The sequence below is a fragment of the Halobacillus faecis genome, from assembly GCF_007991335.1.
Taxonomy (GTDB): domain Bacteria; phylum Bacillota; class Bacilli; order Bacillales; family Halobacillaceae; genus Halobacillus; species Halobacillus faecis.
Window position 1 is genome coordinate 55096 of the sequence record NZ_BJYD01000005.1, and the last position, 22151, is coordinate 77246.

Genomic DNA, 22151 nt, shown 5'->3' on the forward strand with positions numbered 1-22151 from the left:
AAACAGCTTAGTTCTAACCAATAATGATTCTTTCTCTTGGATAATGATATTTCCCTTGGGCTTTATCATGTTTCTTGAAAGAGAATAAGAACGTCAATAATCCGATTCGTCCTAAGAACATGAGCAGCATAAGCACAACTTTTCCAAAGGAAGACAGGCCTGGAGTGATGCCGAGGGATAATCCGACGGTACCGAACGCAGAACAGACCTCAAAAACGAGTTCATTCAGTGTAAAAGGTTCAGTGATGGTCAGGGTGATGACGGCACTGAAGCAGACGAACAAAGCAACGATTGTAACGACCACCGCTTTATTCAAATCTTCTGGGTGGACTTCTCTTCTAAACAATCGAATGTTGTTCCCGCCTCTGGCAAAGGTCAATACGAAGATGACCACGAGGGCGAACGTCGTTGTCCGGATTCCGCCTCCAACACTACTCGGAGACGCTCCGATAAACATCAATGAAGACATGAACAGCTGGGTTTGTTCAGTGAATTGATTGATATCCATCGTGGAGAGTCCTCCACTCCTCGTTGTGACAGACTGGAACAAGGCATAAAAGAATATTTCATGCCAGGACTTGTCCATAAAGAAATGATTGCTCTCTAAAATGATGATCATGATTGTGCCCAATACGACCAAAGCGAAGAAAGTAAACGTCGTCAGCTTGGCGAATAATGAAAAGCGAATCGTTTTCTCCTCTTGATTTTGCATCAGGTATTGCTTGACCTCGATCAGAACCGGAAAGCCGATCGCTCCAGCGATGATAAGGATAATATTGATGAACTGGACAAAATAGTCGTCATGAAAAGGGATCAGTGATTGACCTGTGATATCGAACCCGCCGTTCGTCATGGCACTGATGGTACCGAAGAAGCCTTGTAAATAGGCTTCGCCTGGTTCATAGTATTGAAGAAAATAAGTGCCGAGAACAAGGAAACCGATCAATTCAATCATTAGTACCACAAGTACGATTTGTTTCACTAGCCGGACCATTCCGGCGAAGGATGTCTGGTTTTGATCCGTCATGATCAAACGTCGTTCTTTCAAACCGATTTTTTTGCCGAGCATCAACCAGATCAATGTCCCTAAGGTCATGACACCGATCCCTCCGAATTGAAGAACGATCGCCAGGATGAAATATCCAGTTGTGCTGAACGTTTCAGCCGTCGGCAGGGTGGTCAAACCTGTAACGCTGACCGCACTGACCGCTGTAAATAGTACATCGATGAATTCAACGTTGACCCCGTCCCGATGGGCTACAGGCAGGGCAATCAATATGGAAGATATGGTCACCGCGACCATATAGTATAATGCGATTAATTGGAATGGCGATAAGTCATTCAGCCATCGCAGGCTCTTTCTTCTCACCCACATATAGTAAAACTCCTTTGATGTTGCCAGGTCTAATGGATGTCTATCACCACTAATAGTATAGCAGGATATTCGACAAATTACTTACGTTTTTTAAAGAATGTAAGACATTTGAACTAATACACACGTCGGAGGCGTCTGAAAATCAGACGCCTCCAATCGTTTGCTTATGCTTTTGATTCCTGGCCACGTTTTTTGAATTCTTCTAAGAGGTCTTCTCCCTGATAGCCTTCGTCCATCAATTGCTTCAACACCCATTCCACTTGTTCCTGTTGACGATCGACAATCGTTCCCATAAAGATGACATTCATCCGGTCACCAATTATGTTGACATCAATCGGTTTCACAAGGAAAGTCGCTGGACGGTTGCTTTGTTTCGTAATCTTCACTTGGATGATGATTTCTTCTTCCTTTTCTTTCATCGTTTCAAAGAAATCGCGATAACTCTCATCTACGTAAACTTCAATAATCCAACGGCCGTGATCATCTTCCCTGTTGATGATCAAACCGTCTTCGAGCTTAATGCGTCTTTGAGTAATATCCTCGTGCTTTTCTTCCACGATATCCAGAGAAATCAGTTTAAAGGTTTTCATTCGAATGACCTCCGAGAATGATAATTACCTCTATTATAGAACACGGAGAGGACTGGAGCAAAGACTGATTTCGACCCTTTTTTTATCCTCCGATGTAAGACATTTCAATTTTGTTCTCTTTCATCGGCTTTCCTTTAGCTCTGTCGACCGAATACTGATCCGTTCGACCCGTCCATATCGCAAGCAGATAATCTGTGATCGCATCATCGCTCTCCCCTTCACGAAGCATGGTTTTCAAATCATACCCGGAAGAGGCGAAAAGACAAGTGTACAGGTTGCCGTCTGCGGACAAACGAGCCCTTGTGCAGCTTGAGCAAAAGGCTTCCGTCACGGAGGAAATCACTCCGATTTCTCCCGATCCATCCTCATAACTGTAGCGGGAAGCTACCTCTCCATAGTAATTCGGATCCTGTGCGACGAGCGGCATTTCTTGATCGATCTGTTCGATGATCCATTTTTTCGAAACGACCGCATCCATATTCCAGCCGTTATGGTTGCCGACTTCCATGAATTCAATGAAGCGGAGAGTGTCGCCTGTACCTTTAAAGTAACGCGCCATCGGAAGGATTTGGTCTTCATTCATTCCTTTTTTGACAACCATGTTGATTTTTATTTTCAAACCGGCTTCTCTGGCTGCTTCGATCCCTTTTAATACGGGTTTCGTTTTGATTCCTCGTCCATTCGTTTCCTGGAAAACGTGATCTTCAATCGCATCCAGGCTGATGTTCACACGGTCAAGCCCGGCATCCTTCAGTTTCTGGGCCTGTCTGACGAGAAAGACCGCATTCGTCGTAACGGCAATATCCTCGATGCCATCGATCTCTTTTAACCGGCGCACAAGGTCGGCAAGACCTTTCCTCATCAGCGGCTCGCCTCCGGTCAGACGAATTTTTTCCACTCCGAATTTAGCGAAGATTTCTGCAAGCCGCACGATTTCATCAAAACTCAGGAGTTCTTCCTTTGGTAAAAACGCATAGTCCGGACCGAAGATTTCTGCCGGCATACAGTATGTACATCGGAAATTACATTGATCGATCACAGATATTCTTAAATCTTTTATGGGACGACCGAGTTGATCAATGATGTGGGATTCGATAAGATCACCCCTCCTCAAAATATTTTTGTCCGCCTTGATCTTCTAAAAGAATGGCTTCTACAGCGTCTCCTTTTTCAAACCCTCTCGTTCCTCCAGGAAGCACAAGAAAGGCATCTGTATGAGCCAAGGATGTGACGACATTCGATTTGTCCATCCCTGCGGGTGACACCATCACCCTCCCTTCCTCGTAGTGAATTTTTCCACGTACGAACCGGGTGAATGGATTCGGTTTAGGGAAGTCCTCCCCGAGCGTGGCTTTGATGCGTGTATGGTAAGGTTTAAAGTTCCCAAGCAACCTTTGTATGATTGGATAGGTGAATAGTTCGAAACCGACGTAACAGGCAGACGGATTGCCGCTTAGTCCATAAAGAAGCTGACCGTCAAGCTCTGCGACGGTGGTTACACTCCCCGGACGCATCGCAACTTTATTAAAGAGCACTCGAGCTCCCAGTTTTTCATAAATGTCTGGCATCAGGTCATAATCACCAACCGATACGCCTCCTGTCGTAATCAGGAAATCGTAATCGTGCAAAGAGCGGGAAACCGCTTCGAAACAAGCGTCAAAGTCATCGACAAGTTTTCCTAAAAAGTGGCCTTCGGCTCCTGCGCGTTCAATTTGGGATAAGATCATGGGAGCATTGGAATTGCGGATTTTCCCCGGTTGAAGCGGTTCGTCCACATCCAGCAGCTCTGTTCCTGTTGCAAAAACGCCAATTTTCGGTTTCTGATATACCTTGACTTCCGGATATCCGAATGTTGCGAGCAGAGCTTTCACACCAGGGTTGATGCGGGTACCAGCTTCAACGAGCACGGTCCCCTCCTCTGTCTCTGAACCTTTCCCGATAATATTCTGATCCTGATCCATCGAACGCTTCAATGTCATATAAGAGGTGCCCTGGTCATCGTAGGTTTGGCAGATTTCAAACATTGCGACACAATCCGCACCAGCTGGGATCTCTGCCCCTGTCATGATTCGGACCGCTTCTCCTTTTTCTACCGGGTGACTGGCCAGCTGGCCGGCACCAATCGTCTCCGTTACACGAAAGTGACCCGGATTTTCCCGTGATAAATGCCTCGTATCCTCCGCACGCAGAGCAAATCCGTCGTAAGGAGATTTGTTGAAGGGAGGAACAGCGTGTGTGGCTATCATGTCCTCAGCTAAACGACGGCGATCGCTATTCTCAAGAGGAACGGTTTCAACCCTTCCTTCTTTTTTATCCATCATGACCCTGTCGACAGCTTCACTGACAGGGAGTGGTTTTCTATGTAAGTTCATTTTCGATCCTTCCTTTAATCACGTCTTCCTTTGAACATATAGGAATATTCATATTTTTTCAAAGATTGTCTATGCAGGATTATGTTCTTTTCCCCAAACGCTCCGAAAATAAACGCGAATCCTGCTGATGTTTGGATATAAAAAAAGCCCGAAGCAACAGCTCCGGGCTTGGTCTCATTTAGATAGGATCGTACACATTGACAACGTGGTTGATTGCTGTCTCGTCCTGTTTCTTGCTACGTCTTTCTTCTTTACGCGCATGTTTTTTCTCATTACGCTTCGTTATTTTTTTGTTTCCAGATGCCATTTCACTCACTCCCCTCTTTCCTATTGTCCCAAGGAAAGGAGGATTTTATGACAAAACCTCTGCCTGTTAAGCAGAGGTTTTATCATTTATATAAATGTATATTTGCTTTTTACATCATTGATTTTCTGTTCGATCTGCCGGCTGCGTCGTTTCGATTTCTCGACAGAGGCGACATCCGCACGTTCAATAATGATGGTAAAAAGAATCATATGGATTCTCATGTATTTTCCTCCTCTTTGTACTGAGGCTAAGCGGTATCCTTCTCAACATTCAACCAGTTCATAAAAGCCATTCTTAGCAATTCTCCCATTTTCATCATCTCCTTAAAATTTGTCGGTGTTACATGTAACGGCTGAATGCAGATTTCCGGTCAAGCCACTGGTCTTTGGCTGTCGGTCGGTATCCTGGTAAAGGCTGATAACTTTTCTTGTTTTTCGCAACGGTAATCGTAAAAATTAAAAATTGAATCGTCATGACAATCCCCCTTTCCGAAGTGTAATATTTATATCTAAAGAGTAATTTTACTCTTAGATAGCATAAGAAAAAGCCGCAGGGCATACTGCGGCTTTTTGAAGAAATCTCTCCAATAAAAAAGCCACAGGAATACATTATGCATCTCCTGCGGCTCCTATGAATGCTTTTTATGAATAGTCGTAGATCTCAGTATTGGACCTCCGCGCAGGTCGATGATATGAAGTTGGTTTGGTTTTGTGTCATCCAGTTTTTCATGTTTTTTCGACCTCGCTTCCTGAGAAATTTTTCTTACACTGGAAATTATATAGGACGTTTTACGGAAAGTAAAGCCCATTCCCAAAATATTCTTGACTTTTTTAGAAGGGCAGAAAATTCTGCCCTGTCACGCCCCTGCTCTGATCCATTGTATGAAAGGACAGCGAGAGTTATGCCAGCTCATCATCATCTTCTAAAAATTCTTCGATTTTCAAATCCAATTCGTGCAAGCGTTTCAAGGCTTCGCTTCTGTCCATTTGTTTGTAATGATGCAGCCCCATCGGCTGCTCATCCTTTTCATCGGCTTTTGCAACCACATCTTGAAGCGCGGTTCTTTTTTCTTCCAAGCCAAAAGGCAGATAACTGTCCGTGTGGAGAAGAACAGCTACAGACACCTCTTTCGCTACAAGACGGTCTTCGCCGAGCCGGATCAGGAGCTTATGCGCCCGTTCTGCTCCTTTGATTGCATGAATGTCGGACTTTCGGTATTCATCATAATCCCATTTGCCATCGCGGTACCATTCATAATGTCCCATGTCATGAAGTAAAGCTGATTTGGTAGCAAGATCAGGGTCCACTCCCTTTTTCACAGCCATATCAAATGCGTATCCTGCAACGGTGACCGCGTGGTTGATGCCTGAGCGCTGCAAGTACTTTTGAGTAATGCGGTGTTTGAACACATCGACGAGTGTCACTCTTTTCATACGATCACCTCCGATTTTTAAAAAAGATCATACCATGATTACCCTTTTAGAACAAGATTCCACTTATAAGGATGGTCGCTTTAGGAGAGATTGATGGTGAAGGGATACTAAGTGAGGAGTTTATAGCTCAACCCTTTATTTCACATCCATAGGGAGGTTTACCCTATAATAGAAAAAGGAAACGATACCGGGGAGGAATAACCATGACAAAACAGAAAGAAACGGTACTCATCACAGGCGTTGCCAAGGGCATTGGACGTGGATTAGCTACAGCTTATGCAGAGGAAGGGTACCGCGTGATTGGCTGTGATGTGAATGAAGAAAAAGGCCAGAAAACGATGGAAAATGTGGATGGGCTGTTTTTGCGGTGTGATGTGAGTGATCCAAAGCAGGTCAAAACCCTTTTTCAAAACATCAAAGAACCTTTTTCCATATTGATCAACAATGCTGGCGTGAGCGAGTTTAAATCAATGTTCGAGTTGGATGTTAATGAATGGGACCGTGTGCTGAATACGAACCTGCGCAGCTGTTTTCTTTTTGCTAAATATGCAGCGGAACGGTGGAAGCAGGAGGAGACTTCAGGACGGATTGTGAATATCGCGTCCACGAGGGCATTCATGTCTGAGCCTGACTCGGAAGCATATGCCGCAAGTAAAGGAGGTATTTTTGCACTGACCCATGCGATGGCCGCTTCTTTATCTCCCTACAACATTCGGGTGAACAGCATCAGCCCAGGATGGATTCATACCGGAAATCCGAATGAATTGAGAGAGAAGGACCATCATCAGCATTTGTCCAATCGTGCAGGCACAGTGAGGGACGTTGCCAAAGCTTGTTTTTATTTGACGGATGTAGAGAATGGTTTTGTGAATGGAGAAAATCTGACTTTGGATGGCGGTATGACTCGAAAGATGATTTATGAACACTGAAAATGGCGAAATGTTTAGTACAAGTTTTGTACGGGTAGTGATATAGCAACAAAACATTACGGAGGTGACGACAGTGAATCAACTGTCTTCTTACCAAATCACATTGAACCGCCCGTTAAAAACCAACCAGATCATGAAAGTGTACAAAACGATTTCGAAAAATGGGTGTGACTTATACTTACATCAAAATCAGCTGATCGCTGATGCTGGGCACCTTCCGAAATTATTATCATTTTTCCTATTTATGAACAAAGAAGAGTCGTTCGTCATGATTATCGATGGCGAGTGTGTCGATGATGTTTATGATGAAATTAAAGGCGAATGGCAGGACCATATTGCTGAAAGTACGTGTCGCAGAAAATACAATGAGGATATGGTGGAAAACGAAACTTCTATCCTGGTATAACTTTTGTACAATTATTATGGAATAATCTGTAGTATGTAAATGTCGAATTATTAAGATTCTTCTTCCCAGCGAAGGAGTGACCACCCTAGTCTTCATGCCAATCTCAGACTCCTTCGCCAATTTTTTACATAAGACGAAAACCCGCTCCTTTTACAAGGAAGCGGGTTTCTTTTGCGCATACGTCTGTTCTTTTTTATAGAAATTCAATCGGAACTGTAGGAACCCTAAACTGATGATAAGTGCGAAAGCAAGGAAAATGTTGCTGTAAACCGCCGTCGTACCTTCAAAACCAAACCAGTTGAACGGCTGGTTCGGATTGAATACATCAAGCGCTTTTCCGATCAAAGCCCCACTTAGCGCACCGGATACGAAGTTGAGCAGGTTGAACACGCCCATGCCTACTCCGGTTTCATTTTTGTGTAAAATGTTCGCAAGGATGTCAGCGGATGATGCCTGCACGAGCGGGAAGCTCATGTAGGAAATGATAATCGCTGCACTTACGATATACGGATGAGCTCCAACGAGTGTAGATAACACGATAAATCCGGTCCCAAGCAATCCTAGAGCCATATAGAGAACGAACGTGTTCCCCTTAGAATCAACGAGGTTCCCACCCTTTTGACCCATCAAGGCTGCACTTAAGGCACCAGGAAAAAGGACGAGGCCAATCATCATCGTTCCAAGTCCATAGGCATCACGGAACATGATGGGCAGCATGAACATCATACCGAACAAACAAACGACGCCTAGAAAACTCGTAATGATAGTCGCTCTGTACTGATTGCTTTTGAATAGATGAGCTGGTATGAACGGTTCGTCAATCGCCTTCATCCGCCATAAATTCAAAACAAAGAATAGAACCGTAAATAGGAATAACCATGTAATTCCCAGAGTAATACCAAGCATGAGCGTGGAAATGACCCCAGCGATCAACGCGGCACCGACATAATCGATGTACCCTTTTTTCGATTCTTCCTGAGGCAGGTTTTTACGTAAGAATGGCAAGGTAATGATAATCATCGCAGACGTTAAGAACAAATAACGCCAATCGAGAAAACCTGCAATGAATCCACCGGCAATCGGACCGACACCTGAAGCGAACGCCATCACAGAGGAAACGATGCCGAGTACTTTCCCCCGTTCATTCGGAAAATAACGGATCGGTGCCAGGAAAACGAGCGCCGGTATCATGGCCCCACCGACAGCCTGGATGACCCTGGCTAAAAGCACCATCCCATAGTTTTGAGCGAAAAAGCCGAACAAGGATCCGGCACAAAAAATACTGAGGCCGAACGTAATCAACGTTCGATACGGATAAAAGTCGGCCAATTTCCCGTATGTGAGAGCTCCGACAGCATAGACCATTATATATCCGGTCATGACCCAGCTGACTTCCGATGGCATCAATTGATAGGTTTTTGCTATATCGGGAACGGCGATGTTGAACATCGTTCCATTCATCACTGACATCATCATAACCGCGCAAAGGGAGATCAATAATCCCTTTGGGTTACGTACTTGTTGTTCTTCCTTCATGTTTTGATCTCCCTCCTATTATTTCGTTACCCGAAATGATTCTACAGGACATCTTTAAATAAAGCAACGGTCAAACGTCGGAAATGAAAATTTTACTTAGTCTTCATATTTATTTGTTATAAGCTTCGAGTTGGAAGAATGGTTTCGATACTTTTGTTACGTGGAGGGGCTGCGGGGAATAGCTCGAGGAGGCTCATCACTCGCCCACGGAAAGCGAACCTTTTCCCGGAGCCCTATACTTCAACAAAAGCCTCGTTATCGAATTTCCACAATCCGGCCAGATTGTTCAACATAACCATACTGTACAAATTTAAATGGACGGAAAATTCAGATATAATGGAGGAGAGACTTCAAAAAGGAGTGGTTGGATGTACGATGTAGCGATTATCGGTGCCGGACCTGCTGGTGCCAGTGCCGGTCTTTTCACAGCAAAGGCCGGAAAGAAAACGATTCTTTTTGATAACGGAAAAAGCATTACAGCGAAAGCCTGGGTTGAAAATCACTACGGCGTCGATCCGATCGAAGGCCCGAAATTATTAGAACAGGGACAGAAACAGGCGCAGAAATTCGGAGCAGCAATCATTCAGGATGATGTGGTTTCCATTGAGGAAAAAGAACAGCTCTATGTCATCCATACCGCAGAGGGCAGTTATGAAGCCTCCCACGTCATTTTTGCGACCGGTATGTCGGTGAAAGCTGCCGAATCGTTTGGTCTTGATGTTGTTGAAGGAACTGAACCGCGCGTGGCAAAAATTATTGAAACCGACAAACACGGACGTACGTCCAAACCGAAAGTTTGGGCCGCAGGGACCGTTGCGGGTGTGAGTGTCCATACGAGTGTGACATCAGGTGATGGAGCAAAAGTCGCCATCAACGTCATTAGTGAGTTGAATGGCAAGCGCTATGTGGACCATGACGTGATGAGTAAATAAATACGTAACAAAACAAGCCCCTGACCTTTAGAGACCAGGGGCTTGCTTTATGATTTTTTATCGTCCGGCGGGTTGAACCGTCCTACACCCAGCTCCCTACCTTCTTTGTAGATCGCCTTCACAAAACTGATGACCATCATCAACATGATGATCGAAAATGGCAAAGCTGCGATAATCATCGTATTTTGCAGCGCCTGCAATCCTCCTGTATAAAGAAGAGCCAAGGCGGTTGCAGACAACAATCCACCCCATGTCAGCTTGATGGATGTTCCCGGTGTTTCAGAACCACCTGTCGTCATCATCCCGAGGACAAAAGTTCCTGAGTCTGCGGAGGTGATGAAGAACGTAGCGATCAGTGTCATCGCAACAATCGAAGCCAGCCACCCGAGCGGTACATTCGAGAACACCCCGAACAACGATTCTTCTGTAGCCAGCGACGAAATCGTATCAATGGCATTGTGCTCCAGTTGAATAGCGGTACCACCGAAGGTCGCAAACCATAAGAAACCGATGATGGATGGGATCACAAGGACAGTGAAAACAAACTCACGAATACTACGTCCCCTTGAAACACGGGCAATAAACACACCGACAAAAGGTGACCACGCAATCCACCAGGCCCAGTAAAAGATCGTCCACGCATTGATCCATTCACGTGTTTCCTGGTTAAGAGGAGCAATCCGAAAGCTCATGGTAGGCAAGTATTGAAAATAGGCCCCAATGGAACTGGTGAAGATGTTCAAGATGAACATCGTCGGTCCCACTATGAAGACGAGAAGAAAAAGGAGCCCGGCAAGCGCCATGTTCGCATTACTGAGGATCTTGATTCCTTTTCCTAAACCCGTCCAGGCGGAAATCATGAACAAAACGGTGACAATCGCGACGATAATGAATTGAACGAAAATGCCGGTCGGAATATCAAAAAGATAGGATAGCCCTCCATTGATCTGCACGGCTCCAAACCCAAGAGTCGTCGCCACCCCGATGACAGTCGCGATGACAGCAAGGATATCAATGACTTTTCCAACCACTCCTTCTGCTGCCTTTTCACCGATCAACGGTTTTAATGTGGCACTAATAAGCCCCGCGTGACCGTGACGGAAATTGAAATAAGCGAGCACAAGCGCAACAATCCCGTATATGGCCCAGGCGTGAATGCCCCAATGGAAAAAGGTGAACCGCATGGCATCTTTGATCGCCTGATCGGTCCCGGTCTCGCCCGTCGGTGAACTGATGGCATAGTGACTGATCGGTTCCGCTGTTCCCCAGAACACGATCCCGATTCCCATGCCGGCACTGAAAAGCATCGCAATCCAGGTCGGACGTGAAAATTCGGGTTTCTCCCCCTTTTTCCCTAATTTGATCCGCCCAAGCGGTGTGAAAAGGAATGTGAGACAAACAAGCACAAAAAGTGTGACGACGATCAAGTAATACCAGCCCAATTTGTTGGCGATGAAGCTTTTGACGTTCGTAGTCATCTGTTCCAAACCATCCGGCCAGACGACCCCAATGATGACAAGGACAAGCATGATTCCAGCTGAAACCTTAAAAACCGTATTGAATTTTTTCATCAGCAAGCGATCCCTTCCAAAAAAGATTGTTAGAGATAGTATCTTTCCACATGCTTTTCCTATTCTTTTTGAGGAAAACTGAAAAATAAGAAAGTTGCTTTCCATTCCGATACCTGTCAGACTTGAATAGTCAAAGACACGAGATTATCCGTAGAAACGGATCGCTTTTATAGAAGAAAAAATTACGGAGGTGAGACGATGATCGAAGTACGTACGTCCACACTTGAAAACGAAGAATTGAACCGCGGCATTTTCGCAAAAAGGGACATTGCCAAAAATGAGCTCATCCACCAGGCTCCTGTCATCCCTTATCCAAATGAAGAACACGTCCACATTGAAAAAACCCGCCTCGCTGATTATGCGTTTGAGTACGGCGAAAACCACACGGCCTTTGTGCTCGGTTATGGAATGATGTTCAACCACTCCTACGAGCCGAACGCCAACTATGTCATCAATTTCGAGACACACACGTTTGACTTTTATGCCTACAAAGATATCAAAGCGGATGAAGAAGTGTACATCAACTACAATGGTTTTGTTGATGAGCAGGAACTTCTTTGGTTCGACAAGGACGAAGAAGAATCTTAAATTGAACATTAATAAACGGTCGTGACATTCGTCACGACCGTTTTTATTAGCGAGGGCGGCGCTCCTGGATATCGATAGAGATTTCAAAGATGTTGATCATTCCGGTCATCTCCTTTGTTTTCTTGTTACTTTAAGTATAGAGCGCTTTCCATTTCTTTCTAACGGCCGTTGGAGTGATATCCCTTCATCCTCTGGACCGAAAAAGGACGGAGGGGAAAGGACTGAGCCGCTTCCGCCTTATTTGCTTATTGGGGTGCGTGAGATAGGATGATTATAAATCCGGCAAAGTCGCTAATATATCTGCCAAACCTGCTAATATAACTCTAAAAGCCGCTAAAAAAACAGCTAAACCTGCTAATATATCCCCCAACCCTCCACTCTACGGGGAACCTTGATCACTAAAAAAAACGCCCGCGACCTCTCAGTCACGAGCGTTTCATTCTATATATTCAGCGAGGGCGGCGGTCCTGGATATCGGTAGAGATTTCAAAGATGTTGATCATTCCGGTCAACTCCTTCGTTTTGTTGGTACTTTAAGTATAGACCGCCTCGCTTTTCTTTCTAACAGCCGTTGGAGTGATTTTCTTTCATCCTTCAGACTGAAAAAAGACGGAAGCCAACCGCCCGGGTGGCTTCCGTCTAACGTCTGAGGTTCAATCAAACCATCCTTTGTTTCGGAACCAGATGAACATGGCAATCGCGACAGCAATCATGACTCCCCAGACGACAAAATAACCGTACTCTGTCTGCAGCTCAGGCATGTTGGCAAAGTTCATGCCATACACACCAACGATGAATGTCAGTGGCATGAAGATGACGCTGATGACGGTAAGGATCTGCATCGTCCGGTTCGTTTCGTGGGAGTTCAAGGACAAATAGCTGTCCCGGATGTCCTGGGTCATTTCCCTGTTCGATGCAACCATGTCGGCCACTTTGATCAAGTGGTCATGGATATCTGCAAAGTATTCCCGTCGATCAAACACCCCATCCAAGTGCCTTGTGTTCAAAATACGGTAGAGCAGATCTCTCATCGGGTGAATCGTCTGCCTCAACGTCAGCAGTTCACTGCGTCGATCAAACAATTCCTCAAGCAGCCTTTCCATCGACAAATCTTTCGTGTTGTCTTCAATTTCATTGATGTGGTCTTCAATTTTATAAATGATTGGAAAATAATGGTCGACGACCTTATCCAGAATCTGATGAAAGACATAATACTCATCGACATCCTCATGCTGCTTGTTACCCTTGACGATCCTTTTCGCTTGTTCCAGCGGTTCATTCTTCTCTTTGTGAAAAGTAACGATGGAACAATGACCGAGAAAAACGTTGATTTCCTCCCGCTCCAGCGTCTGTGGATTTATGGAGTGGACAACGATGAAGCTGTGATCATCATAATAATCCAGCTTCGGACGCTGCAGTCCGTGCAAACAGTCCTCAACCGCCAAAGGGTGGAACTCGAACGTTTTTTCTAAAAGCGTTACTTCCCCCTCGGACGGTTGATTGAAGTCGACCCAATACCAGTCCCAGTCCCCACTGGAAAGTTCTTCGATAGAGAGATTGTCATGCAACCCAGACTCCCTACTATAAGCTAAAACCTCAATCATGCGTTTCACCTACCTATGTACGTCTTATTCTTTCTTTTATAACCGTAAACGAAATAATTCAAACAACCATTCTCACTTATGGTACGATGGAAGAAAAGACGGAACGGAGGCATGCGGATGCTGCAACGATTGAAAAGTGATGAACAATTAAAAGGACAACGGGTAACCTTACGGGCGATCACTGAGAATGATATTCCCGTCTTGTACCAGTTGATCTACAATGGCGACCAACCGGAATGGAAAAAATGGGATGCGCCCTATTATCCGCTCGAGCCTCATACGCTTGAAAGCTATCGCAGCCACGAAAAAGCCCGCATCAACAGACTCGGCCCGAACGAACCCGATTCACGACTCATCATCGAAGTAGACGGCAAGACCGTCGGTACAGTCACCTACTATTGGGAGCACAAGCCATCTCTATGGCTCGAAGTCGGCATCGGCATCTATGATCCCGACTATTGGAACGGTGGGTATGGCTCTGAAGCCCTGGAGCTTTGGGTCGACTACCTTTTCAGCACGCTTCCTCTTGCGCGCGTAGGTCTTACGACATGGTCCAAAAATGAACGCATGATGCGAGTTGGTGAAAAGCTCGGCATGAAAGTCGAAGGTCGCTTAAGGAAGTGCCGCATTTATGAGGGGCGGTTTTATGATTCGATTCGTATGGGTGTGCTTAGAGAAGAATGGATGAAACGGGCATAGAAAAAAGCTTGGCTAAGCAGCCAAGCTTTTTCTTTTTCCTATCCTTCTAAATGACTTGTCCTGTATTCCCTTTCACTTCGTAATACCTCATCCCTCTCGGAACACCACGAATCAGGAATTCCCTCTGCAGGACAAGTTCACGGACTCGGTACTCAAAAAAGCTGTCCCCCACGACTTGTGACGAGTGCCCCAGTACTTCCCCAATTAATCGGGCTGCTTTTATGTAATCTCCGCTTTCTCCCTGCAACCTTTTTAATGATTGGATGAGAGCCGCATCAAAATAGTCTTCAGACTTCGATTGGATGCCTTCCACCCACACTCGGAGATTCGCATTTTCCTCGGATAAAGCGTGCCATTCGTCCCGATAGGATTTCTTGATCTGTCCGGACACGGGGAACCTAAAGGAACGCTCCAACAAAACCGCAAAACGATCGGGAGAGAGTTCCCCTGTGTGAAGCGGAAAATCTAAAACATCCGTTACTTGAACCACATCGATTTCGTTGGGTTTATTTTTCAAAAGGTGCATCACAAAACGAATTCCGGTCTGTTCATGGGCATTGTTACCGGCCCAGATTGTAACCGGCACCCCAGTTGGAATGGACCTTAAGTCTTCAATGGTCTTCAGGGAATCTTCTCCCATGTGCATCCACTCTTCATCATCTATGACAAGATGATAGAACAGCCATTCCTTCCGCTTTTCGATGCCTTCCATTTTATCCAAATCCTGAATGGGCCCGATGGAAAACATAGGAGAAAGAGCTATGACTTCTTCCCTCGACTCTTTTTGGTTCAAAGCAAGTTGCAAAGAGCCTTTCGTAGATTCACTAAAGACGATATGTACGTGCTCTACCCCGTTCCCTTCCTCCCCTTGGAACGGGGTCAGACGATCATCACACTCTCGTTCTGTTCTTTCATTCATTTCTTTTATCCGATCGAACCATTCTTTCTCTGAAATCTTCCCCATTTCTAAATAAGAGAAGAGCGTCCACTGATGAAGCAGGATGGTACGCATCTCGTCTTCCTTCAATCGTTCAAGTTTTCTTTTCATGGATCGTTCCATTTCCTACCTCCTTTAATAAGGAATAAACGTAAATACGATTCAACAGGCTTAATGGTTTCATTTTATAAAAAACGGACACCCGCATAGGTGTCCGCTTAACTCAGTGATACACTGCTCATAAGACCTAGGTACAAGCACCATACAACCATGGCACTGACGAAAAAAGTTCCTGACAGCGAATTGCGCTTGACCATCACTGCGGTAAACAGCAGAAAAATGAAGGCTAAGACTAAAGAAGCGATACTGATCAAATTTGGAGCAAGGGTCAATGGGCCGAGCCCGTCAACCGTTGTGAATAGACGGAAAAGGACAGAAGGTTCCTGTTGCTCCAGTGTTTGTGCAATATTATGCGGCGTTTCTTGTTCAGTCATGTATCCTGTAATCGTATAGATGAAAACGACGAGAAGACTTTCCGCTTTCCACCAGCGCTTGGGTGAGAAACCGGCATCCTCCGCTACTAAGCGCTTAATGAGAAAACCATTGACGAAAGCAAACAGCAGGAGAACGATAAACAGAAGATGTTTGACTAACAACGCCTGACCATAGGAGAGCATCCATGAACCTACGATACTCTCTGATAATAATAAACTCATAGCTACTCCAGTCAGGATCACCCAAACGATACAGCCGATAGCTACCTTCGTAAACCAGCCCACAAAGGATTCCCAATGGTGCTCCCAATCAGAAAAAAAGCTGACAACCAGCAATATTCCAGACCATGCGCCTACAGCGATAAAATGAATGGTATGAAAGAGAGCCCCTTGAAAAGAATTTGTGTTCGCGGAATGCCCCGTCATACTTTGGGTGAGAATCATACCCACGATGATTAGTAAACTGAATGAATAGACGATCTTTGGCCTTTTAACTGTGTTCAGCAACACCATATGAAGACCAGACAGGGAAAATAAAAGAATCCATGACTGTCCTCCCTTCAACTGGGTAAGCACGTGAATGAGACTCGACAAAAAGCTGCCATCGCGATAACCCTGAAGCATAACCGAGAGCTCTATGATGGGAAATAAAGCGAAAACAGGTACAACCAGAGTGATGACAGTCCATGTCTTTCTTCGATGAGCAAGCTTTTCATCGGAAAAGGACAGGAGGCTTGCTCCGATCAGAATGGAGAGACAAGCATAGAGGCCTCCATTCGTTAACGCATGAATCATGATTTTTTCTTGATCCCTAGAAATACAAGGACAGCCGTACTCAAAATCCCGAATCCAAGTACCGGTACAATCCAGACCATCGATTCATTCCCCTGGTTGGACGCTGCCACTTGGTCACTCTCAGATGCTTCTCCGTTCGCATTTTCATCTTCACCTGAAGTCGTTGCTGGTTCTTCTGTTTCGGTGTCCTTTTCAGGTACAGCTGACTCCTCGTTCACCGCATAGGTAAAAGGCAGCTGATTTTCCATAACGTGTCCGTCTTCCCCGATGATGCTGTAGAAGACCTCGATCTCCCCACCATCGACTTCATCAGGAATGCTGAATTCAATCACATTTTCAGGGGAATGGGTATAGCTCTTTATGTCGAACTCCTGTCCATCTTCACCTGTAACCGTCAGGGCAGTAGGCTCCTGGACTTTTGAGTCAAAGGTCAGTGTGACACCAGGGTCTTCAGAGGTTAACGCCTCTCCTGATGTAGGTTCTGAGCTTTCAAGATGTGTATGTGCCCCTACCGTCATTGGCAGTGCAAGTACAATAAGTAAACAAAACATAGAGATATATTTCATGGTCCTACTCCTTTTTCTCTTTTATAAAGACTACGAATGTAAAGGAGCGATGGTTCACTCCTTCTCTCATTTAATCAGAGCAAAGGTAGGAATACCAGAGGAAAACATGGACAATTTGGTGAACAAAAACCTCCGCTCATGAAGGGAACATGAACCAAGACTTTGTCGAGATTCCTTCCATCGAGGGTTTATTGAATGGTGTTTTTCTTACCTCTATCAAATATATAGATACCACCACTGACCCTCTTTATCGTCTTATCAGAAACAAGGACAGATCCGCCGTCTTTCATAGCGAGGATTTGTAATCCGTCTCTTCTTGTGACTATATCGATTTCCCTTTTATTCTCAGGTTTGTAGTGACACCAGATCCTGTAGCCCTCCACAAGGTTCAAAACTCCTCCTGAAGGGGCCTCTCCGAACAGCATCGCACCTGCACTCTGACCGAAAACGACGCCGCCTTGTTTGTAATACTCCAGGAGAATACGATCGAATCCACTCTCACCCATCAACCTTCTCAGCTTGAAGGAACAACCTCCGCTGATATAGACCCCCGAGTATGTTTGAATTTCCTCTAGTGAACGATTGTTAATTTCCGTCCACATTTTAAACTTAGACATACCGAACGGCTTAAGACAATTTTTTATGTAACGGAAGCTCTCTTCATGAGGCCTCTGTTCAGGGTCCCCTGCGACCGGGATATAAAGGAGAGGCTTTCTTTGGTCAAGCCTCTCTACGAACGCTTCATGAGCTTTCCCGTTCTGCTCTGCACTTCCGCCACCTGAAAGAATTAATGCTCCCATTCCACCTCACCTTTCTTTTTATGGAACATGTACAAAAGAACAACAGCCCAACCACTCGAACTCCCCCGATGGAATGAGCGGGGAAAATAAGAAAACCTACAAGAAAGAACACCATAGCCCATCGTACGTCATTCATGAACATTCTCTTTTATGAAATGTAACGACTCCGCTCAAGAAAGAAATACAGAAAGCAACGACATAATGCACGAAGATCCGCATGGTTGAATTCACTCACTTTTTACCAATTATTTCAAAAGTTCATGGAATACTCAATTCTTTTTATCCACATGCCGACGTGTTCCATGATACGATACGGTTAATGATGGATAGCAAAAAGGAGCCCGATCCCCATGTACAAAATTCTTACAGGAATCTTCTTATTAACTAGTCTCGTATTCGCATATCTTTGGTTCGATACAACCAAGTCCTCAGAGATTGACACGTTCACAAGAGATGCCGCCACTTCTGCAGTATCTGAACTTCCTTTTCGTATTGAAGACGTCACACTATCTTTTGAGTCGTTTCATAGCGAGGAAGATGAAAAAGCAAAGTTCTACGCAGAGACATTGCTTACCCGTAGCCTCCAGCAACTGACCGGAAATCAAAGACTATTGAATGCTGCTGAACGATCCAGTGAATTGGAAAAAGGATATTTCCGTGATTACTCGAATGAGTTATTCAAGCTTCGATCGGTGATTACTACGGAGTCATTTGAAGAGGAGGATTCAGACAAGGCAGAGGAGATCACGGCTGCTCTAAAGCAGCTCCACACCGATGTCCAGTACATCGTGGACAAAGATTCTTTTACGGTTTCTGATAAAGAAAAAATGCAGGCCTTGACCGAAACGATCCACTCATTTAATGAAGAGTTTTTATCATAGAGTATCCAAAATAGGCTTTAGACGATAAGACAGGTGTGTGAAAAACTTGCTTTCGATACTTTTGTATAAGCGGGTCGGGGCTGTGCGGGGAAAAACTACTTTCCCAATTACTATATATCATGTAAACATACCCCAACATAGTCTTCCATAATAAGGAGCTTATCTAGAAAAGAATAGACCATATAAAAAAGCGAACGCCTCACAAGGAGGCGTTCGCTTTTTTTCTTATCCGAAATATGTGTTCAATGGAGGTACGATTTGCTTCTTACGAGAGACAACACCTTTCAAAACAGCCTGATTGCCATCAAGCTCTGTTTCGAAAGCTTTTGCTACTGCTTCTGTTTCGTTACCAACCGCAACGACTGTAGAGTCGCTCTCCAGAATGTCAGTAACGACTAGTAAGAACAAGTCCAATCCTTTTTCAGAAACGTTCTTTTCAATCGCTGCTTCAAGCTCACTCTTACGGGAAAGCACATCATCTGTATCAACCGTGTTCACTTGAGCGATCTCTACTTTTTTATCTCCCATGTCGAACTCTTTTGCATCCAGGGTGATCAATTCTTCAGCTGTCTTGTCACTGATATCTGCGCCCGCTTTTAACATCTTCAGGCCGTATTCTTCAGCATCTACACCAGCGATCGCTGCAAGTTCTTCCGCTGCTTTACGATCTTCGTCTGTGCATGTCGGTGATTTGAACAGCAGGGAATCGGAAATGATTGCAGAAAGCATCAGTCCTGCCATTGGCTGCGATACTTGCTGTCCTTTTTCCTTATACAACTTGTTCAAAATTGTTGCCGTACATCCGACAGGCTCGGCACGATAGTAAAGAGGTCCTTTTGTTTCAAAGTTTGCAATACGGTGGTGATCGATGACCTCTAGCACCTGTACCTCATCAATATCGTCAGCACTTTGCTGGCGCTCGTTATGGTCGACAAGGATGACCTGCTCGACTTCATCAGATACACGCTCAACAAGACGCGGCGCATCGACATTGAACTGATCCAATGCAAATTGAGTTTCTCCATTTACTTCCCCGAGACGAACCGCTTCTACCTCTTCGCCAAGGGCTTTTTTCAACTCAGCATACACGAGTGCTGAAGTAATCGTATCCGTATCGGGGCTCTTGTGCCCGAAAATGAATGTTTTGCTCACAAAAATCTTCCTTTCTTTATCAAGGGTATGTAGGATGCCTTGTCCGTCTCGATTATAAAATAGATTGCAGCCATAGTCCATCTTCTCCTACCATTCCCCTTAATATGGAAAAGAAACTATTCTTTTTCAAATCCTTTGATTATGAAATAACCACACAGAACCTGAATGACCGAGCTCACTGAGGGGTTGGTGATCAGTAGATTAGGAAAGAGTGAATCGACAGGGATGACATAGGGAACCAGTATCATATATAAAGTAGGGAAAAGAAAAAACAGTCCGTACCTTTTCTTCCATTTCCACTGCCCTCCCTCTCCCCATTGACGAAGCAACTCAGGAAGAGCGAGTAGAATTCCTACCGGGACATAGACAAATTGTGAGAAAATAATATAAAAATAAAAATTTTCTGTCACAAGAGCTGTCCCTTGTACTTTTACTGTAGCGAATGATGTAAATATCAAGTACCCAAAGATGGCCAAAGACTGCATGATAACTAGCTTTTTACGGTTCATTCCATCCCTCCATTCCACTTATAATCTACCTTATGTAGGAGCACGAATTTTTTTGCTAAATCATAGGTTTAGGTGAAAAAAATAAGGGAATTTACATAAAAGACATTTGAGATTTGTCTACACTATGTGTTAGAATTCCTTACATAAGAAAAAGTGAGGTACATATCCAGCACTATTCCGGATACAAATCTCATAAAAAAATTGTTAAAGAGAGGGTAATGTATGACTTACACAAAAGAGCAAATTATTCAGGAAGTAAAAGAAAACAACGTTGAATTTCTACTATTAGAATTCACAGATATGTATGGGGATACGAAAAATGTTGAACTACCAGCTGAAGAGCTAGAAATGGTCTTAGCTAATGAAGCGATGTTCGACAGTTCTTCCATTTCCGGTTTTTCCGATATCCAAGAAAGTGATATGTATCTTGTTCCAGACCTAGATACATTCCTACTACTTCCTTCTTTGGTCGATGAAGATCGCAGCGCGCGCTTCATTTGTGATATCTACAAGCCAGATGGCACTCCATTCGAAGGAGACCCTCGTTACATCCTTAAACGTGCAATGAAAGAAGCAGAAGATATGGGTTACACCGTAAACGTCGGTCCAGAACCAGAATTCTTCCTATTCAAATTGGACAAAGATGGTTACCCGATCCGCGAAATGAACGACCGCGGTGGATACTTCGATGCTTCTCCTAAAGATAAAGGGGACAAAGTACGTCGTGACATCGTACGTACACTGAAAAAATTCGGTTTCGAAATGGAAGCTTCCCACCACGAAGTAGCGATGGGTCAGCACGAAATCAACTTCCGTTTTGACAACATGCTGAAAACAGCTGATAACATCCAAACATTCAAAAATGTCGTAAAAGATATCGCTACAAACCACGATTATCACGCGACATTCATGCCTAAACCAATCGCAGGCGAGAACGGTTCTGGCATGCACGCCCACCTTTCCCTATTCAAAGATGGCGACAGTGCTTTCTATGATGAAGATGCAAAAGACGGCGTTTCTAAAACAATGAAACAGTTCATCGCAGGTATCCTTCACCACGCTCGCGCTATTGCAGCGATCACGAACCCGAACGTAAACTCTTACAAGCGTCTTGTTCCTGGTTATGAAGCACCTGTAAGTATCGCTTGGTCTCACTCTAACCGTAGCTGTATGGTCCGTGTTCCAACAACACGTGGTCAAGGTACGCGTTTCGAAGTCCGTAACCCGGACCCGACAGCGAACCCTTACCTGACGCTTGCGGTACTGATCCAAGCTGGTCTTGAAGGTATCCGTAACGAATATGATGCAGGTGAAGCAGAAAGCCGTAACCTGTACGAAGTTGAGGACGACAGTGTACCAACACTTCCTACAAACTTGAAAGAAGCTCTTTCTGCACTTAAGAAAGACGAAGTTCTTCTTAAAGCTCTTGGCGATCACACAGCCAATGCATATATTGAAGACAAAGAAGATGAGTGGACTCAGTACTCCTTGCAAGTAAGCAAGTGGGAAATCGACAAATATATGAACAAGTAAGATAAAGAAAAGCAGCGCTCCTCTGATGGGCGCTGCTTTTTTGTGCACGTTCCTTTCTTCTTGCGCGCGTTCCTTTCTTCTTGCGCGCGTTCCTTTCTTCTTGCGCGCGTTCCTTTCTTCTTGCGCGCGTTCCTTTCTTCTT

General features: G+C 44.7%; 24 protein-coding genes. 7 read left to right on the forward strand and 17 right to left on the reverse strand.

Translation table 11 applies throughout. From position 1 onward, the window contains the following. Positions 1 to 13: 13 nt before the first annotated feature. The 8 genes from HFA01_RS03665 to HFA01_RS03685 form a co-directional block, all read right to left on the reverse strand. Entirely contained in the window at positions 14 to 1375 is a 1362-nt protein-coding gene (locus HFA01_RS03665; RefSeq protein ID WP_146813319.1) for a TrkH family potassium uptake protein, read from the reverse strand. Positions 1376 to 1539: 164 nt separating this feature from the next. Continuing rightward, positions 1540 to 1965: a YwpF-like family protein gene (locus HFA01_RS03670; RefSeq protein ID WP_146813321.1), complete on the reverse strand. Its 426-nt coding sequence runs from the start codon at positions 1963 to 1965 to the stop codon at positions 1540 to 1542. An 82-nt stretch (positions 1966 to 2047) separates the two neighbouring features. Continuing rightward, positions 2048 to 3079, reverse strand: a complete 1032-nt coding sequence (moaA, locus tag HFA01_RS03675; protein ID WP_281290440.1) for a GTP 3',8-cyclase MoaA — start codon at positions 3077 to 3079, stop codon at positions 2048 to 2050. Next, entirely contained in the window at positions 3066 to 4337 is a 1272-nt protein-coding gene (locus tag HFA01_RS03680) for a molybdopterin molybdotransferase MoeA (RefSeq protein ID WP_146813323.1), read from the reverse strand. The genes moaA and HFA01_RS03680 overlap by 14 nt, the downstream gene beginning before the upstream one ends. A gap of 178 nt (positions 4338 to 4515) precedes the next feature. Then, a complete protein-coding gene (locus HFA01_RS19125) occupies positions 4516 to 4644 on the reverse strand; it encodes a hypothetical protein (protein ID WP_255574141.1) in 129 nt (42 codons plus the stop codon). Between the two features lie 86 nt (positions 4645 to 4730). Further along, positions 4731 to 4865: a hypothetical protein gene (locus HFA01_RS19130; RefSeq protein WP_281290441.1), complete on the reverse strand. Its 135-nt coding sequence runs from the start codon at positions 4863 to 4865 to the stop codon at positions 4731 to 4733. 118 nt (positions 4866 to 4983) lie between these two features. Next, the gene (locus tag HFA01_RS19135) at positions 4984 to 5118 is read right to left on the reverse strand and encodes a hypothetical protein (RefSeq protein ID WP_281290442.1); all 135 of its coding nucleotides are present in this window, start codon (positions 5116 to 5118) and stop codon (positions 4984 to 4986) included. Positions 5119 to 5543: 425 nt separating this feature from the next. After that, the gene (locus HFA01_RS03685) at positions 5544 to 6077 is read right to left on the reverse strand and encodes an HD domain-containing protein (protein ID WP_146813325.1); all 534 of its coding nucleotides are present in this window, start codon (positions 6075 to 6077) and stop codon (positions 5544 to 5546) included. 203 nt (positions 6078 to 6280) lie between these two features. Between HFA01_RS03685 and HFA01_RS03690 the strand changes: the two genes are divergently transcribed. Next, entirely contained in the window at positions 6281 to 7006 is a 726-nt protein-coding gene (locus HFA01_RS03690; protein ID WP_146813327.1) for an SDR family NAD(P)-dependent oxidoreductase, read from the forward strand. A 73-nt stretch (positions 7007 to 7079) separates the two neighbouring features. Continuing rightward, the gene (locus HFA01_RS03695) at positions 7080 to 7412 is read left to right on the forward strand and encodes a hypothetical protein (RefSeq protein WP_146813329.1); all 333 of its coding nucleotides are present in this window, start codon (positions 7080 to 7082) and stop codon (positions 7410 to 7412) included. Between the two features lie 150 nt (positions 7413 to 7562). On the opposite strand, the gene HFA01_RS03700 is transcribed toward HFA01_RS03695, so the two are convergent. After that, positions 7563 to 8948 (reverse strand): MFS transporter, encoded by a 1386-nt coding sequence (locus tag HFA01_RS03700; protein ID WP_146813331.1) that lies wholly within the window; start codon positions 8946 to 8948, stop codon positions 7563 to 7565. 368 nt (positions 8949 to 9316) lie between these two features. Between HFA01_RS03700 and HFA01_RS03705 the strand changes: the two genes are divergently transcribed. Beyond that, complete coding sequence (locus HFA01_RS03705; protein ID WP_146813333.1) at positions 9317 to 9880, forward strand: FAD-dependent oxidoreductase; 564 nt, start codon at positions 9317 to 9319, stop codon at positions 9878 to 9880. 47 nt (positions 9881 to 9927) lie between these two features. Here the strand turns inward: HFA01_RS03705 and HFA01_RS03710 are convergent, their stop codons facing one another. Next, a complete protein-coding gene (locus HFA01_RS03710; RefSeq protein ID WP_146813335.1) occupies positions 9928 to 11451 on the reverse strand; it encodes a glycine betaine uptake BCCT transporter in 1524 nt (507 codons plus the stop codon). Positions 11452 to 11649: 198 nt separating this feature from the next. On the opposite strand from HFA01_RS03710, the gene HFA01_RS03715 reads away from it, so the two are divergent. Beyond that, positions 11650 to 12039, forward strand: a complete 390-nt coding sequence (locus tag HFA01_RS03715) for an SET domain-containing protein (RefSeq protein WP_146813337.1) — start codon at positions 11650 to 11652, stop codon at positions 12037 to 12039. Positions 12040 to 12692: 653 nt separating this feature from the next. On the opposite strand, the gene corA is transcribed toward HFA01_RS03715, so the two are convergent. Then, a complete protein-coding gene (gene corA, locus HFA01_RS03720) occupies positions 12693 to 13643 on the reverse strand; it encodes a magnesium/cobalt transporter CorA (protein ID WP_146813339.1) in 951 nt (316 codons plus the stop codon). Between the two features lie 117 nt (positions 13644 to 13760). On the opposite strand from corA, the gene HFA01_RS03725 reads away from it, so the two are divergent. Beyond that, positions 13761 to 14342 carry a GNAT family N-acetyltransferase gene (locus tag HFA01_RS03725; RefSeq protein WP_146813341.1) on the forward strand — a complete coding sequence of 194 codons (582 nt, stop codon included), beginning with the start codon at positions 13761 to 13763 and terminating at the stop codon, positions 14340 to 14342. A gap of 46 nt (positions 14343 to 14388) precedes the next feature. Here HFA01_RS03725 and HFA01_RS03730 read toward each other — a convergent pair whose 3' ends face one another. The 4 genes from HFA01_RS03730 to HFA01_RS03745 all read right to left on the reverse strand — a co-directional run bounded on the left by HFA01_RS03730 (position 14389) and on the right by HFA01_RS03745 (position 17934). After that, positions 14389 to 15402, reverse strand: coding sequence for a DUF1835 domain-containing protein (locus HFA01_RS03730; RefSeq protein ID WP_146813343.1), 1014 nt, complete (start codon positions 15400 to 15402; stop codon positions 14389 to 14391). A 95-nt stretch (positions 15403 to 15497) separates the two neighbouring features. Then, complete coding sequence (locus HFA01_RS03735; protein ID WP_146813345.1) at positions 15498 to 16568, reverse strand: CopD family protein; 1071 nt, start codon at positions 16566 to 16568, stop codon at positions 15498 to 15500. Then, complete coding sequence (locus HFA01_RS03740; RefSeq protein WP_146813347.1) at positions 16565 to 17134, reverse strand: copper resistance CopC family protein; 570 nt, start codon at positions 17132 to 17134, stop codon at positions 16565 to 16567. Before HFA01_RS03740 ends, HFA01_RS03735 begins: the two co-directional genes overlap by 4 nt. A 188-nt stretch (positions 17135 to 17322) precedes the next feature. Next, the gene (locus HFA01_RS03745) at positions 17323 to 17934 is read right to left on the reverse strand and encodes a Type 1 glutamine amidotransferase-like domain-containing protein (RefSeq protein WP_146813349.1); all 612 of its coding nucleotides are present in this window, start codon (positions 17932 to 17934) and stop codon (positions 17323 to 17325) included. 350 nt (positions 17935 to 18284) lie between these two features. Between HFA01_RS03745 and HFA01_RS03750 the strand changes: the two genes are divergently transcribed. Continuing rightward, positions 18285 to 18815 (forward strand): hypothetical protein, encoded by a 531-nt coding sequence (locus tag HFA01_RS03750; protein WP_146813351.1) that lies wholly within the window; start codon positions 18285 to 18287, stop codon positions 18813 to 18815. Between the two features lie 225 nt (positions 18816 to 19040). On the opposite strand, the gene HFA01_RS03755 is transcribed toward HFA01_RS03750, so the two are convergent. Both HFA01_RS03755 and HFA01_RS03760 read right to left on the reverse strand, forming a co-directional pair. Then, positions 19041 to 19967: a manganese-dependent inorganic pyrophosphatase gene (locus HFA01_RS03755; RefSeq protein ID WP_146813353.1), complete on the reverse strand. Its 927-nt coding sequence runs from the start codon at positions 19965 to 19967 to the stop codon at positions 19041 to 19043. Between the two features lie 116 nt (positions 19968 to 20083). Further along, positions 20084 to 20476: a hypothetical protein gene (locus tag HFA01_RS03760; RefSeq protein ID WP_146813355.1), complete on the reverse strand. Its 393-nt coding sequence runs from the start codon at positions 20474 to 20476 to the stop codon at positions 20084 to 20086. 222 nt (positions 20477 to 20698) lie between these two features. Between HFA01_RS03760 and HFA01_RS03765 the strand changes: the two genes are divergently transcribed. Next, positions 20699 to 22009, forward strand: a complete 1311-nt coding sequence (locus tag HFA01_RS03765) for a glutamine synthetase family protein (protein ID WP_146813357.1) — start codon at positions 20699 to 20701, stop codon at positions 22007 to 22009. The last annotated feature ends 142 nt before the right edge of the window (positions 22010 to 22151 follow it).

Excerpts from the sequence above, each read along its gene's own strand:
- HFA01_RS03745 (WP_146813349.1), bottom strand. The coding sequence starts at position 17,934 with ATGGGAGCATTAATTCTTTCAGGTGGCGGAAGTGCAGAGCAGAACGGG.
- HFA01_RS03670 (WP_146813321.1), bottom strand. The coding sequence starts at position 1,965 with ATGAAAACCTTTAAACTGATTTCTCTGGATATCGTGGAAGAAAAGCAC.
- HFA01_RS19135 (WP_281290442.1), bottom strand. The coding sequence starts at position 5,118 with ATGACGATTCAATTTTTAATTTTTACGATTACCGTTGCGAAAAACAAG.
- HFA01_RS03710 (WP_146813335.1), bottom strand. The coding sequence starts at position 11,451 with ATGAAAAAATTCAATACGGTTTTTAAGGTTTCAGCTGGAATCATGCTT.
- corA (WP_146813339.1), bottom strand. The coding sequence starts at position 13,643 with ATGATTGAGGTTTTAGCTTATAGTAGGGAGTCTGGGTTGCATGACAAT.
- HFA01_RS03765 (WP_146813357.1), top strand. The coding sequence starts at position 20,699 with ATGACTTACACAAAAGAGCAAATTATTCAGGAAGTAAAAGAAAACAAC.
- HFA01_RS03735 (WP_146813345.1), bottom strand. The coding sequence starts at position 16,568 with ATGATTCATGCGTTAACGAATGGAGGCCTCTATGCTTGTCTCTCCATT.
- HFA01_RS19125 (WP_255574141.1), bottom strand. The coding sequence starts at position 4,644 with ATGGCATCTGGAAACAAAAAAATAACGAAGCGTAATGAGAAAAAACAT.
- HFA01_RS03725 (WP_146813341.1), top strand. The coding sequence starts at position 13,761 with ATGCTGCAACGATTGAAAAGTGATGAACAATTAAAAGGACAACGGGTA.
- HFA01_RS03750 (WP_146813351.1), top strand. The coding sequence starts at position 18,285 with ATGTACAAAATTCTTACAGGAATCTTCTTATTAACTAGTCTCGTATTC.
- HFA01_RS03700 (WP_146813331.1), bottom strand. The coding sequence starts at position 8,948 with ATGAAGGAAGAACAACAAGTACGTAACCCAAAGGGATTATTGATCTCC.
- HFA01_RS19130 (WP_281290441.1), bottom strand. The coding sequence starts at position 4,865 with ATGAGAATCCATATGATTCTTTTTACCATCATTATTGAACGTGCGGAT.
- HFA01_RS03680 (WP_146813323.1), bottom strand. The coding sequence starts at position 4,337 with ATGAACTTACATAGAAAACCACTCCCTGTCAGTGAAGCTGTCGACAGG.
- HFA01_RS03665 (WP_146813319.1), bottom strand. The coding sequence starts at position 1,375 with ATGTGGGTGAGAAGAAAGAGCCTGCGATGGCTGAATGACTTATCGCCA.
- HFA01_RS03760 (WP_146813355.1), bottom strand. The coding sequence starts at position 20,476 with ATGAACCGTAAAAAGCTAGTTATCATGCAGTCTTTGGCCATCTTTGGG.
- HFA01_RS03705 (WP_146813333.1), top strand. The coding sequence starts at position 9,317 with ATGTACGATGTAGCGATTATCGGTGCCGGACCTGCTGGTGCCAGTGCC.
- HFA01_RS03685 (WP_146813325.1), bottom strand. The coding sequence starts at position 6,077 with ATGAAAAGAGTGACACTCGTCGATGTGTTCAAACACCGCATTACTCAA.
- HFA01_RS03730 (WP_146813343.1), bottom strand. The coding sequence starts at position 15,402 with ATGGAACGATCCATGAAAAGAAAACTTGAACGATTGAAGGAAGACGAG.
- HFA01_RS03740 (WP_146813347.1), bottom strand. The coding sequence starts at position 17,134 with ATGAAATATATCTCTATGTTTTGTTTACTTATTGTACTTGCACTGCCA.
- HFA01_RS03715 (WP_146813337.1), top strand. The coding sequence starts at position 11,650 with ATGATCGAAGTACGTACGTCCACACTTGAAAACGAAGAATTGAACCGC.
- HFA01_RS03690 (WP_146813327.1), top strand. The coding sequence starts at position 6,281 with ATGACAAAACAGAAAGAAACGGTACTCATCACAGGCGTTGCCAAGGGC.